This window comes from Streptomyces sp. TBY4, assembly GCF_024213195.1.
Taxonomy (GTDB): domain Bacteria; phylum Actinomycetota; class Actinomycetes; order Streptomycetales; family Streptomycetaceae; genus Streptomyces.
In genome coordinates this window covers 153,462-166,180 of record NZ_JANAVF010000003.1, presented here as the reverse complement: position 1 = coordinate 166,180, position 12,719 = coordinate 153,462, and the positions used below count along the sequence as shown (strand labels likewise).

At 72.1% G+C, this 12,719-nt stretch carries 12 protein-coding genes; 3 read left to right on the top strand and 9 right to left on the bottom strand.

Translation table 11 applies throughout. The features are described from left to right. Nucleotides 1-2: 2 nt before the first annotated feature. The 5 genes from NLX94_RS08705 to NLX94_RS08685 form a co-directional block, all read right to left on the bottom strand. A complete protein-coding gene (locus NLX94_RS08705; protein WP_254382038.1) occupies nucleotides 3-1,997 on the bottom strand; it encodes a copper resistance protein CopC in 1,995 nt (664 codons plus the stop codon). A gap of 22 nt (nucleotides 1,998-2,019) precedes the next feature. Further along, nucleotides 2,020-2,511 (bottom strand): copper chaperone PCu(A)C, encoded by a 492-nt coding sequence (locus NLX94_RS08700; RefSeq protein ID WP_254382037.1) that lies wholly within the window; start codon nucleotides 2,509-2,511, stop codon nucleotides 2,020-2,022. Further along, nucleotides 2,508-3,161 (bottom strand): SCO family protein, encoded by a 654-nt coding sequence (locus NLX94_RS08695; protein WP_254382036.1) that lies wholly within the window; start codon nucleotides 3,159-3,161, stop codon nucleotides 2,508-2,510. Before NLX94_RS08695 ends, NLX94_RS08700 begins: the two co-directional genes overlap by 4 nt. A gap of 107 nt (nucleotides 3,162-3,268) precedes the next feature. Then, a complete protein-coding gene (locus NLX94_RS08690) occupies nucleotides 3,269-3,991 on the bottom strand; it encodes a YcnI family protein (protein WP_254382035.1) in 723 nt (240 codons plus the stop codon). A gap of 110 nt (nucleotides 3,992-4,101) precedes the next feature. Continuing rightward, nucleotides 4,102-4,917, bottom strand: coding sequence for a hypothetical protein (locus NLX94_RS08685; protein WP_254382034.1), 816 nt, complete (start codon nucleotides 4,915-4,917; stop codon nucleotides 4,102-4,104). Between the two features lie 179 nt (nucleotides 4,918-5,096). Here NLX94_RS08685 and NLX94_RS08680 point away from each other — a divergent pair, with 179 nt between their 5' ends. Continuing rightward, nucleotides 5,097-5,543, top strand: a complete 447-nt coding sequence (locus tag NLX94_RS08680) for an ATP-binding protein (RefSeq protein WP_254382033.1) — start codon at nucleotides 5,097-5,099, stop codon at nucleotides 5,541-5,543. Nucleotides 5,544-5,615: 72 nt separating this feature from the next. On the opposite strand, the gene NLX94_RS08675 is transcribed toward NLX94_RS08680, so the two are convergent. Together NLX94_RS08675 and NLX94_RS08670 are read right to left on the bottom strand one after the other, a co-directional pair. Continuing rightward, complete coding sequence (locus NLX94_RS08675) at nucleotides 5,616-7,082, bottom strand: aminopeptidase P family protein (RefSeq protein ID WP_254382032.1); 1,467 nt, start codon at nucleotides 7,080-7,082, stop codon at nucleotides 5,616-5,618. 130 nt (nucleotides 7,083-7,212) lie between these two features. Further along, on the bottom strand, nucleotides 7,213-8,820 hold the full coding sequence (locus tag NLX94_RS08670) for a PP2C family protein-serine/threonine phosphatase (protein ID WP_254382031.1): 1,608 nt from the start codon (nucleotides 8,818-8,820) through the stop codon (nucleotides 7,213-7,215). A gap of 408 nt (nucleotides 8,821-9,228) precedes the next feature. Between NLX94_RS08670 and NLX94_RS08665 the strand changes: the two genes are divergently transcribed. Further along, complete coding sequence (locus tag NLX94_RS08665; protein WP_254382030.1) at nucleotides 9,229-9,930, top strand: bifunctional DNA primase/polymerase; 702 nt, start codon at nucleotides 9,229-9,231, stop codon at nucleotides 9,928-9,930. A 192-nt stretch (nucleotides 9,931-10,122) separates the two neighbouring features. Continuing rightward, a complete protein-coding gene (locus NLX94_RS08660; RefSeq protein ID WP_254382029.1) occupies nucleotides 10,123-10,692 on the top strand; it encodes a hypothetical protein in 570 nt (189 codons plus the stop codon). Between the two features lie 241 nt (nucleotides 10,693-10,933). Here NLX94_RS08660 and NLX94_RS08655 read toward each other — a convergent pair whose 3' ends face one another. Together NLX94_RS08655 and NLX94_RS08650 are read right to left on the bottom strand one after the other, a co-directional pair. After that, on the bottom strand, nucleotides 10,934-11,908 hold the full coding sequence (locus NLX94_RS08655; protein ID WP_254382028.1) for a DUF5926 family protein: 975 nt from the start codon (nucleotides 11,906-11,908) through the stop codon (nucleotides 10,934-10,936). A 155-nt stretch (nucleotides 11,909-12,063) separates the two neighbouring features. Continuing rightward, the gene (locus tag NLX94_RS08650; protein ID WP_254382409.1) at nucleotides 12,064-12,570 is read right to left on the bottom strand and encodes an ATP-binding protein; all 507 of its coding nucleotides are present in this window, start codon (nucleotides 12,568-12,570) and stop codon (nucleotides 12,064-12,066) included. Between the last annotated feature and the right edge of the window lie 149 nt (nucleotides 12,571-12,719).

Here is a 12,719-nt window from a genome sequence, read left to right as displayed (position 1 = left end):
GGTCAGCCGATCTTCACGTTCTTCTGGACGGTCGTCTGGTCGATGTCGGAGGTGCGGACGGTCACGTCGATCCGCCAGTCGCCGGCCAGCGGGAGCTGGACGCCCGACGCGGTCCAGTGTCCGGCGGCGGCCCGCTCGGGGAGGAGCGGAAGGGGCCCGATCTCCTTGGCCTCCAAGGTGAAGGAGACCTTGAGCTCGGGCAGGTCGAGCGGCTTGCCGTCGGGGGTCTCGGCCCAGACGTGGAGCGTGTTCGCACCGATGCGGCCCGGGTCCAGCTGGAGCCGGACCGAGCCCTTGCCGTTCTGGCCGCCGGTGTCGAAGGGCAGCGTGATCTTGACCGCGCGGTCGGGGACCGCGGTGGCGGTGGAACCGCGGCCTGCCTCCAGCTCCGCGGCACGGCCGGGCTCGGTGCTGGTGAGGATGGTGGTGACGGCCAGCAGGACCACGGCGACACCGGCCTCGGCGAGGACGGAGCGGCGCAGTCCGGCGCGGTCCGGGTCGGCGTCGCGCACCTGCTTCTCCCGCGCGGTGCGCCGGGCGGCGCTCTGGCGCGCGAGCTGCGCGGCACGGCGGGGGTCGGCGACGGTCTCGGCAGGGGCGACCGCCACGGCCGTTGTTTCACGTGAAACATCGGCGGTGAGGCCCGCCTCCCCCGCGGCCTCGCCCTCCGCCTCGCCCTCCGCCTCGCCCTGGCCCCCGGCCAGCCGGGCGGTCCACTTCCGCGAGGTGTAGGCGATGGCGACGACGGTGGCGACGAGGCCGATCTTGAGGAGCAGCAGCCGGCCGTACTCCGTCCCGGTCAGCGCGGACCAGCTGCCGACCTGACGCCAGGCCTGGTAGGTGCCGGTGCACGCCAGGACGACCACGCTGGTGAAGGCAACGGTGGAGAAGCGCCGGATGGCCGTGCGCTCGATCCCGGGGACCTTGTGGAGCGCGACGAGCAGGGCGGTGAGCCCGCCGAGCCACACGGCGACGGCCAGCAGGTGCACGATGTCGACCGGCATGGCGAGGGCGGTCTGAATACCCGTGGAGGCGTGCTCGGACAGCGCCCAGGTGGCGGCGATGCCGGCGGCGACGACGGCCCCGCCGATGCCGAGCCCGAAGACGAGGTCGCTCTCCCCCTTGGCGTCCTCCCCGTCGTCCTCTGCCGTGCCCGCCGTGCCCTCCGACGTGTGCTGCCGGGCATAGGAGCCGAACAGGACGGTGATGAACAGTGCGGCGGCGCCGAGCAGAAGCAGCCGCGAGACGAGCGAGGCTCCGGACTTGGTCTCCAGGACGGCCTTCAGCCCGGTCAGGTCGAAGGCATCGGCGAAGTTCCCCGACCCGGTGTACGGGTTGCGGAGCAGCAGCATCACCAGGGTGGCCACGGTGAGCGCGACCCAGGCCCGTACGACCAGCCTCTGCATCGGCCGCTGCGCGGCGCCCCGGCGCCAGCACAGCAGGATGAAGGCGGCGGCGCCGACGAGCACGGCGAACCCGGCGTAGGCCACGTAGCGCGCGATGCCGTAGGCGACGGCGACGGGCCCGTCCCCCGCCGCCCGTGAGGGCAGGGAGACGGCGGTCTCGGAGGGGGCTCCGATGGAGAAGGTGAAGGCGCCGGAGATCGGGTGGCTGTCCGCGGAGATGGCCTGCCAGGCGACGGTGTAGGTGCCGTCGGGCAGCCCCGGGCGCAGGGCGGTTCCGTAGCGGATGAGGCTCCCGCTGCAGAGGTCGCGCAGTTCACCGGTGTCGACGCGCTTGCCCTGGGGGTCCAGGACCCGGATGGAGTCGCCGTTCATGGCGACCGACTCCGAGAAGGAGAGGGTGATCTGGGCGGGCGCCGTGGCGACCACCGCCCCGTCCGTGGGGTCGCTCGCGGTCAGCGCGGCGTGTGCCGAGGCCGGCGCGGCAGCGGCGAAGAAGGCTGCCAGCAGAGCGGCGAGGACCAGCGCGAGCCGCGGCAGGAGTGCCGTGGCGCGGACGCGGGCCGTGGATGGGGTCGGGGCGGTGGCCGTCATGGCGTGTCAGTCCCTCGGTCCGTCAGTGGGCGGTGCCGTCGGTGGATGTCGGAGCCTTGTACGTCCGCTCCTTGACGTCCAGCTCGACCTTGACCGGGCCGGACTTCTCGAAGCGCAGTTCGATGCTGACCTTGTCGCCGACCTTGGGGATGTTCTTGAGCCCCATGAACATCACGTGGCTGCCGCCGCGCGCCAGCTGCAGCTCGCCGTTCGCGGGTACGTCCAGGGACTGCACCTGCTGCATCTTCTGATCCTTGGTCTCGTGGATCTGCAGATCGTCGGAGAGCGGGCTCGTGACGCCGGTCAGCTTGTCGGCGGTCTTGGAGTCGTTCTTGATGACCATGAAGGCGCCGGCCATCTTGTCGTTCACGGGCTCCGGCATGTACCCACCGCTGACCGTCAGCTTCGGCGCGGCACCGGACGCGGAGTCCGCATCCGAGGAACAGCCGGATATGGCGAGCGCGGCCGTCAGGGAGAGGGCGGCTGCGAGGGTGCGGGTGGTGCGGGCGTTCACGGGTTCTCTCCCTTGATGATCTTCGGCAGATCCTTGGTGTAGTCATCGACGGTGGTGCTCTCGCCGTAGAGGAGGTACCCCTCGTCGGTCTTGGGCGAGAAGGTGATGACCTGGGCGCCGTGCATGGAGACGACGTTGCCGGCGGCGTCCGTGGTGGCGGCCTCGATGCCGATGCCGAGCGAGCGCGCGGCGGCCTGGATGGTGGCGAAGTCCCCGGTCAGCCCGGTGAAGGCCGGGTCCAGGCCCTTGAGCCACGAGCCGAGGGATTCGGGGGTGTCCCGTTCAGGGTCGGTGGTGATGAAGACGACCTGGAGCTTGTCCTGGTCGGCCTGGGGAAGTGCCTTCTTGGCGACGGCGATGTTGCTCATCGTCAGGGGGCACACGTCGGGGCAGTGGGTGTAGCCGAAGTAGATGAGCGTCGGCTTGCCCTTGGTCTGCTCGCGCAGGTTCCACGGCTTGCCGGTGGTGTCCGTGAGGACGACGTCCGGCTTGTCGAAGGGGCGGTCGAGCACGGTGGCGGACCCGGCTTTCGCCTGGTTCTCGCTGATCTGGGTGACCTGGCCGTTCTTGGCCGGCTCGCCACCGCAGGCGGTGAGGGTGAGGGCGGCCGCCGCCACGAGGGCGGCGAGCGTCACACGGGTGGTGTGCATATGGGGAAGTCCCTGAGATCGGGGGGTGGTACGGGTGGATCCGCGAACCCGGCCGGACCGGAAGGCCGGCCGGCCGCGCGGTATCAGCAGGTCGGGAAGGCGGAAGGTCAGGAGGTGCGGCGGCGCGAGGCGATGCCGAAGGCCACGCCGCCGAGTCCGATGACGATGCCGGCGACGCCGAGGGCGCGCGCGGTCGTGTCGGAGCCGCTCTTCGCAGCAGCTGTGTCGTGGCCGTCCTTGTGGGCGTCGGAGTTCTTCGCCTCGTCCGCCGGCTTCTTGGCGGCGTCGTGGTGGTCGGCACCGGCGGCGGTCAGCTTCAGGACGGGGGCCGGAGTCTGCGGTTCGGCCGCACCCTCCTTGGGCTCCTCGATCCAGCGGACGACCTCGCCGTTGTCGTAGGTCTGGATCGCCTTGAAGACCATCTGCTCGGCGTTCTCGGGCAGCTTGCCGACGGAGACCGGGAACTGCTGGAACTTGCCGGGCTCGATCTTGCCGCCCGACCAGGTCACCTTGGTGACGGCCTCGTTGATCTGCTTGCCGTGCACGGTGAGCGGCTTGTCGAGCTTGGTCTTCTCCACGTTCACGGTCCAGCCGGGAATGTCCTGCGGCATGACGGAGGAGAGCGGCTGGTCGACGGGGAAGTTGACTTCCAGCTGGGTCGTCGAGGCGCCGTCGCGCTCGTTGGGGACCTTGAAGTTGAGCGTCGCGTAACCGCCCTTGGCGGCCTCCCCGACGGGCTGCACGCTGACGTGCGCGAAGGCGGTACCGGAGAGGAGGAGGACGGAACCGGCGGCGAGGGCGGCGGCGAAGGAGACGCGAGAGGTCTTCACGGCAGAAACACTCCACGGAAGCTGTGGTGACGGTGGCTCCGCGCGCGGCGCGCACGGAGTTCGCGGCACCGGTGCTCCCGTCGTGAGTCCCGGGGAGGAGGGGTGCCGCTTCAGGCTGCGAGGGCGAACGCCGTGGGCGGCCCGCGCCTGATCACCGTGTGCTGGAGTGCGTCCCTGCCCGTGGAGAGCGTGGGTCCGGTCCCCGCGCCCGCTGCCCGCGGGGTACGGGCGGGCAGGCCCGGAAGGCCCGCGCCGAGGGCCCGTACGTAGGCCAGTGCGGCACGCAGCGGGCGCACCGGTCCGGCTCCGGCCGAGAGCCGGGACAGTTCGAGGAGGCGGAACAGCGCGGCGTCGCCGCGTCCGAGCAGCCAGCCGGCGGCGAGTGCGGCCAGCAGGTGCCCGATCAGCATGGCCGGGCTGAGCAGCCCCACCAGTCCGCCGGCCGGTTCCAGCAGGCCCTGCTCCACGTGGGCGTGGGCCATGTGCCCCTGCGCCCCGGCCTGTGCGGCCACGGCGTCCGGGTCCAGTCCGGCGCTCTCCACGATCCGCCGGGCATCCGACGGGTGGATCGGGACGGAGTTGCCCCCGCACACCAGTTGGGCGGCCAGCGCCGCGAGCGAGGTCTCCGAGGAGCTGCCGCCGCCCGTCGAGGCGTCGTGCTGGCCGAGGCCGAACAGGGTGTGCAGGGCGAGCTGTCCGCCGGCCAGTGCGGCGGCGATGCCGGGCAGCGAGCGGCGGCGTCCCGCGAGCGGGGCCGCCACCGCGAAGACGGCGAGGAAGCCGGCGCAGAGGGACCACCAGGGCACCGTCGCGCAGGAGGCCAGTGCGTGCCCGACCGCGGACAGCACGACACAGACCGCGGTGAACACCGCGGCCCGGATCAGCCTGAGGCCGGGTCCGGCCTGCGTCGCGTGGGGGGCAGTCATGGCCGGGCCATCATCGCACTGGCCTTAGGCGCTGCATACGGCAGGTGCGACAGCCGGTTCGCATTCCCGCGCCGGCCCTCCGGCATACACCGCTCCCCGGGAGTGCCGCATCGGCCGAACGGGGCCTCTACCGGCCCACGGGGGCTTAGCCCCGGCCCAGGGCGGCAATAGGTAACCGTATGAGCATCTGGTGGTCTCTCCACTTGAGGCGCGAAGCAGCGAGTGTGCCCCTGGCGAGGCGACTGCTGTTGGGGACGATGGAGACGGCGGGGGTGGACCCGGACATCTCCTTCGACCTGTCGGTGGCGCTGAGCGAGGCGTGCGCGAACGCCGTGGAGCACGGTGGCCGCGGAGCCGGCCCGCCGGACGGGAGCGGGGCGTACCACGTCACGGCCTATCTGGACGGGGACCGCTGCCGCATCGAGGTGAGCGACTCGGGCCCGGGGTTCCCGGCCGCGACGGTGGCGCGCCGCAGACCCTCCCTGGCCGAGCACGGCCGGGGCCTGCACCTGATCGAGGAACTCGCCGACCACGTCCGCTTCCGCAACCGGCCGGGCCGGGGCGCCGTGGTCAGCTTCGACAAGATGCTGAAGTGGCGGGACGACTCCCTGCTGAAGGTGTCGTAGACGCGCCGATGGGCGGAACCCGTGGAGGGTCCCGCCCATCGGCGCGTACGAGCCATGCGCAAGCCGGCGGTGTCAGCCCTTGAGCCGCGCCATCCAGGCCTCGACCTCGTCCGAGGTGCGGGGCAGCCCGTCGGACAGGTTCCGGTTGCCGTCCTCGGTGACGAGGATGTCGTCCTCGATCCGGACGCCGATGCCGCGGTACTCCTCGGGCACGGTCAGGTCGTCGGCCTGGAAGTACAGACCGGGCTCGACGGTCAGGCACATGCCCGGCTCCAGCGTGCCGTCGACGTACGCCTCGGTGCGCGCGGCGGCGCAGTCGTGGACGTCCATGCCGAGCATGTGACCGGTGCCGTGGAGGGTCCAGCGGCGCTGCAGACCGAGCTCCAGGACACGCTCGACCGGGCCCTCCAGCAGACCCCACTCGACGAGCTTCTCGGCGAGCACGTGCTGCGAGGCGTCGTGGAAGTCGCGGAACTTCGCGCCCGGCTTGACGGCGGCGATGCCGGCTTCCTGGGACTCGTACACCGCGTCGTAGATCTTGCGCTGGATGTCGGTGTACGTACCGCTGATCGGCAGCGTGCGCGTGACGTCGGCGGTGTAGAGGGAGTGGGTCTCCACACCGGCGTCGAGCAGCAGCAGGTCGCCGGAGCGGACGTCGCCGTCGTTGCGGACCCAGTGCAGGGTGCAGGCGTGCGGGCCGGCGGCGCAGATGGAGCCGTAGCCGACGTCGTTGCCCTCGACGCGGGCGCGCAGGAAGAAGGTGCCCTCGATGTAGCGCTCGGAGGTGGCCTCGGCCTTGTCGAGCACCTTCACGACGTCCTCGAAGCCGCGGACGGTGGAGTCGACGGCCTTCTGCAGCTCGCCGATCTCGAAGGCGTCCTTCACGGCGCGGGCCTCGGAGAGGTAGACGCGCAGCTCCTCGTCGCGCTCCTTGGTGACCTTGTCGGTCAGGGCGGTCTCGATGACGGAGTCGTGCCCGCGGACGTTGCGGACCGGGCCCTCGGCCTCGGCCAGCTCCTCGGGGAGCTTGCGCACGTCCTTGGCCGGGATGCCCAGGAGCTGCTCGGCCTCCGTGAGGGAGTGGCGGCGGCCGACCCACAGCTCACCGCTGCCGGAGAGCCAGAACTCGCCGTTCTCGCGGTCGGAGCGGGGCAGCAGGTAGACGGTGGCGGTGTGGCCGGTCTCCCCCGCGGGCTCCAGGACCAGGACGCCGTTCTCGGTCTGGTCGCCGGTGAGGTACGCGTACTCGGTCGAGGCGCGGAAGGGGTACTCGGTGTCGTTCGAGCGCGTCTTCAGCCGTCCGGCGGGGACGACGAGGCGCTCGCCGGGGAAGCGCCGGGACAGCGCGGAGCGGCGGGCGGCGGTGTGCGCGGCCTGGGCGATCGGCTCCAGTCCGCGCAGCTCGGTGTCGGCCCAGCCCGTGCGCATGCTCGCGGCGAGCTCCTCGCTGACACCCGGGTACAGCCCGTTCTTGCGCTGCTTGTGCTTCTTCTTGGGCTGCTCTTCTTCCGGGGTCTCCGGGGTGAGCTCGTCAGCCACGTCTTCTCCTCAGTACGGCGGACACGGACCGGGTATGGACCTCATCCATCGTATGGGTGAGCGGACGCCCCCCGACGGGTCGTGTGACATATCCGCCAAACCGGGTCACACGCCCCGCCTCATCCCCGCGTCATTCGAACCGTGCCGCGAGCAGCACGATGTCCTCGGAGGCGTCCGCCGGGGCGGCCGGTCCGTCCCCGTCGCCGTCGGGCAGCACGGTGCGCAGGATGTGGTCGCAGATGGCTGCCGGGTCCTCGCGGGCGCTACGGGGGACCCCCGCGGCGGCGGCGTGCAGCCGCGCGTACGCCCGGTCCATCGGGTCCCCGGTGCGCCGCAGCAGCCCGTCCGTGTACAGCAGCACCGTTTCTCCGGGCGCGGGCTCGATCTCCACGCTCGGAGCCTCCCAGCAGGACAGCATCCCGAGCGGCGCGGAGAGGGTGGTCTCCACGTACTCGGTGCGCCGCTCGCCGATCAGCAGCGGCGGGGTGTGCCCGGCCCCGGCCAGGATGAGCTTCCTCCCCCGGCCGTTCGAGTTCGGGCCCCCGGCGGGCTCGCAGTAGGCGAAGAGCGCGGTCGCCGAGCGGGCGGGCTCGGTCAGGCGCAGCAGCAGCTCCAGGTCGGAGAGGACGGCGACGGGGTCCTCGCCCTCCATGACGGCGTACGCCCGCAGCGAGGCGCGCAGCCGGCCCATCGCGGCGACGGCGCTCGGCCCCGATCCGGTGACGGAGCCCACGGCCAGGCCCAGGGCGCCCTCCGGCAGCGGCAGCGCGTCGTACCAGTCGCCTCCGCCGTGCGGACCGGTGTGGTGCCGGGCGGCGAGCTGGACCCCGGAGACCCGGGGGAGCCGGCTGGGCAGGAGTTCCTCGGCGACGGTGGCCAGGTTGGAGCGGGCGCGCTCCACCTCCAGCATCCGGGCCAGGTGCTCGGAGGCGTGCCCGACGTACAGCCCGGCCAGGTCGCGCTGGCGGTCGCCCGGCTCGGCCTGTTCGTCGTAGAGCCAGACGGCCGCGCCGAGCCGGCCGGTGGCCTCGGCGGTCAGCGGCAGCGCGTAGCTGGCGGCGTAGCCGAGGCGGGCGGCGACCTCGCGGTGGCGGGGGTCCACGGGGGTGGTGTACCCGCCGGTACCGGGGCCCGCGGCCGTGCCGGGCTCGGGCAGGACCTCCGAGCCGCCGTGGGCGTCGGGCAGGCCGTCGAGGATGCGGCCGTAGGAGGTGGCGCTGCGGGGCACGGTCTCGATGTGGCCGAGGTCGGCGTGGCCGAGCCCGAGCCCGATGGTGGTGGTGGGGCCGAGCCCGTCGGAGGGCTCCAGGACGATCAGGCCGCGCCGGGCGCCGACGAGGGCCGCGCCGGCCCGCAGGAACTCCTGGAGGGAAGAGGTCAGGTCACTGGCGCGGGCGAGCCGCTCGGTGAGCTCGTGGAGGGTGGTGAGGTCGGAGACCATGCCCGCGAGGCGGTCCTGGATGACCGAGCTCGCGGCGGGGCCCTGCGCCGGCGCGTGGGCCGTTCGCGGGCCCGCCGGGGCGGACACGGCCGTGGGCACCGGTGTGGGCGCCACAGTGTGCGGGGACGCTGTGACAGCTGGATCGATTCCAGCCACTTTCGGCAGATGCGGGGCGCTCATGGCGTCCGCCTTTCCAGCTGGTGCGATTCGCCATATAGCATCGCAAACCCCCAGATCATGCTGCGCCGCTATCAATGAATCCACATCTACACGCACACGAGGAGCGATGTCCAGCATTGCCCAGGTGGGAATCCTGGTGTCCGTGGGGCGGCAACTCGCTGTTCGATCAGGGCTAGAACTTGGCCGGAAAAAGCGGGAAGCGGACGGTTTTTGCGGTCGACTGGGCGAGTCCGCCGGCCGGTCCGGGTACGTAATCCGTTGCACCCGGGGAGAGTTGGCGCAGCCCGGCGCCTGCCGGGAACCGCCGGGCGCGGCCCGTCGTCCCCATCGACGGCAGCCGTCCCCCCGCACGGTCCCGGGTCGCGTACCGATCCCGACGGACGTTTCATGGACCCGTAAGAAGACTGCACGAACCGTGTGAACCTGCTTCAGGCGGACAGTGACGCGAAACGTGTACGTGTGGTGAAACACCGCTTACATGGTGTGATGTGGCCCTCGGCGTTCAACGGAAAGGAACGAGCGCTCATGCGCGAGATCCTCGGAAGGCGTCTCCAGCGGCTCCGCAATCGCTTGCAATCCCTGCGCCCCGCCCCGCCGCAGGGTGATGCGCCGGCCCTCCTCGACGCGGCGCTGACCTGCGCCGTCACCTGGCACTGGCCCGTCCTGCCGGGCGTCGGACGCTCCGGCGCCGACAGCGCCAGGTGCGCCTGCCCCGACCCCGACTGCGTCGTACCCGGCGCCCACCCCTTCGATCCCGGGCTGCTCGCGGCCACCACCGACCCCCGGATGGTGTCCTGGTGGTGGGCCAACCGGGCGGGTGCCCCGATCCTGCTGGCCACCGGCGGGAGCGCGCCCTGCGCGGTGAGCCTGCCCGCAGCGGCCGCCGCGCGCGCCGTCGTACGACTGGACGCCGCGGGACTGCGGCTCGGGCCGATCGTGGCCACGCCCACGCGGTGGTCGCTGCTCGTCGCCCCGTACTCGCTGGAGCGGCTCGGCGAGATCCTCTACGCCAAGGACCACGTGCCCTCCTCGCTCCGTTTCCACGGCGAGGGCGGCTACTTGCTGCTCCCGCCCTCCCCCGCGGTCGGCGGCGGCCAGGTGCGGTGGGAGCGCGAGCCGGCGGAGGAGGCCGGGGGGATCTGGCTGCCGGAGGTGGAGGCGGTCGTGGACGCACTGGTGGAGGCGAGCACCGGGGCACCGGGCGGCGGGAGCCGGCTCGCGTACTGAGGCTCGCGTACTGGGTCTCGCGTACTGGGTCTCGCGTACTGGGGCCCCTGGACCGGGACTCGTGTACGGGGCCCCGCGTACGAGGGTCCGTGCGCGGGCGGATCACTCGTACGGGTGCCAGCAGGACGAGTTTCCAAGGGAATTGGGCGCGGGGATCTCCGTGCCCCATTCCCACATCGCTATCTTCGGCGAATGAATCTCCGCCTGATCGGTATCGGCGCCGGTGTGTTGATCATCTTGTCGCTCCCGCTGGCGGGAGCGATCGCCGGGCCGGACTTCGCCGGTCGGAGTGACGGAAAGGGCGGCGGGCTGCTCTCCACCTTCGGACTCGGTCACCCGTCCAGGGATGCCTCCGCGTCCCGTACGCCGTCCCCCGCCGCGGCGCCGGCCGGCCCGGGCCCGGCCGAGCAGCCGCGTACCGACGCCCGCTGCGGACCCGAACTGTCCTCCCCGCAGGGGGTGGAGGCGCAGACCTGCGTCCTGTCGGGCGAGGGACGGACGTGGGGGCGCAGCTACTACCGGAACACCAGCGGCCGCGCGCTCGACGCGGTGCTCACGGTGATGGGTCCGGCGGGGCGCACGGTGCAGATCCGCTGCGCGGTGGGCGCGGGCGACGAACCGGGGCTGTGCGAAACGCCGCGGGAGGAGTCGGCCGGGGCTCCGGAGGACTACTCGGCCGTAGCGGAATTCGCAGTTCCGGATGATGAAGGAGCCCTGCTCCTGCGGTCCGGGAGCAACTCACCGGTACCGGCTGGCGGTTGAGCGCCACGGGAAACTCAAGGGCCCGGTCGCTGGCGACGGGGGATGCACCAGCGACCGGGCTACAAGAACGGTAACAAGAGATCGCCTGTTCGCAAATTCGATCTCTGATATTCGGACACCGATTTGCAGGCGAATACCGGCAGTTGTGACACCAGTCACCGGTCACCGGTGACCCCCCGGTCCGCACCGAGGTCCTCCCGGGGACCTTCGTGGCCGGCCCGCGAACGGGCCGTCCGGCCGGTCAGCTGAGCGTGACCTGGCGGTTGGTGAGTCCGCCGCGGGCCCGGCGCTCCTCCGTGGTCAGCGGCGCGTCGGTCGCGAGGGCCGCGGCCAGCCGCTCCGCGAGCTCGGCCGCGGGCTTCTCGACGTCCTCGGCCGAGACCCCGGTCGGCAGGTCCCAGACGGGAACCATCAGGCCGTGGGCGCGGAAGGAGCCGACCAGCTTGGTGCCCTCGCCGAGCGAGGACGTGCCGGCGGCGTGCAGGCGCGCGAGCGCGTCGAGCAGCTTCTCCTCGGGGTGCGGCATGACCCAGCGCAGGTGGTTCTTGTCCGGGGTCTCGCACCAGTAGGCGGCATCGACGCCGGTCAGCTTGACGGTCGGGATGGCGGCCGCGTTGGCGCGCTCCAGGGAGGCGGCGATCTCCGGGGAGGCGCTCTGGGCGCTCTCCGCTTCCGGAATCCAGAACTCGAACCCGCTGTGGACAACCGGCTCGAAACCGTCCTCCACGGACAGGAGATCCTGAAGTCGCGGACCCTCGGCCGGAACCCGGCGGGCCGCGACGACGGTGCCCGGCTCGGCCGCGAGCGCGCGCTCCAGGGTGTCGGCCATGTCCCGGGCGAGGTCGCCGCTGGTCGAGTCGTTCTGCAGGCCGAGCAGGACGGAGCCGTCCTCACGGCGCAGGGCCGGCGAGGCCAGCGGGAGTACGGTCACCAGCGTGACGGAGGGGACGCCCTCGGGCAGTCCGCCCTTGAGCGTGAGCGGCACGGTGGCGGCGGGGACGAGCTCGCGCAGCGCCACCCAGTCGCATTCGCCGGGCAGGCCCTCGAACGGACGGGCCACGTGCTCGGTCACGGCGTGCGCGGCGGCCGCGCCGTGGCAGGCCTTGTAACGGCGCCCGGATCCGCAGGGGCAGGGCTCGCGGGCGCCCACGACGGGGATCTCCCCGTTGTTGAGCTGCGGCTTCGCGGACTTCGCGGCGGGGCGCTTCTTGGCCATCGTGGGTGTCTCCCGGTTGCGGCGGTACGGCGTCGGTCTGGGCGCGAGCCTAGCCGTTCGTACCGCCACAACCGGTGGGGTGCGGCCGGGAGCACGGTCGGCGTGCGCTCCCGGACGGCCGCCATCCGTCCACTCGTGGTCGGGGCCCGGTCGGATCAGGGATCCAGATCGTCGAAGGCCGTACTGAAATCGATCGCCGGGGGCGCAACGCGCGTAGCGAAATCATCGTGCCGGGGCCCACAGGCAACGGTCGCCCACACGGTGACCTCACCCGCCGCTCCGTCCCGGACACCCCAGTCCTGGGCCAGGGCGCTGATGATGTTCAGCCCCCGCCCGCCCCGCGCGGTGACCGAGGGCTTGGCCGGGATGGGACGGGTGGGCCCGCCGCCGTCCGTGACCTCGACCGTCAGCCGCCCCGCCTTGTCGACGCGCCACGACGCGTGTATCCCGCCGTCGCCGATCTCCCGGGCGCCCAGCGGTCTGCCGTGCCGGCAGGCGTTGCTGAGCAGTTCGGAAAGGATCAGTACGGCATCATCCACGATCGATTCGGACACTCCGCTGATGCGCAATTGCTCTCGCATCCGGTGCCTCGCCTCGCCCACGCCCGCAGGACCATGGGACACGTCCATGCACGACGACGTGGGCACTTCTTGTGCCACCATCAACGCCACCCCCGGAACCTCCTTAGCCCCACGCATGGTCTGGATGCCCCAATGGCCTGGACCGGAAACCGCCGGACCGGCGCCCACTGACGCATTCACGGCGACCGAACGCGGAGCGGATGCGCCGGTGCACACCCCGTAACGGGTGT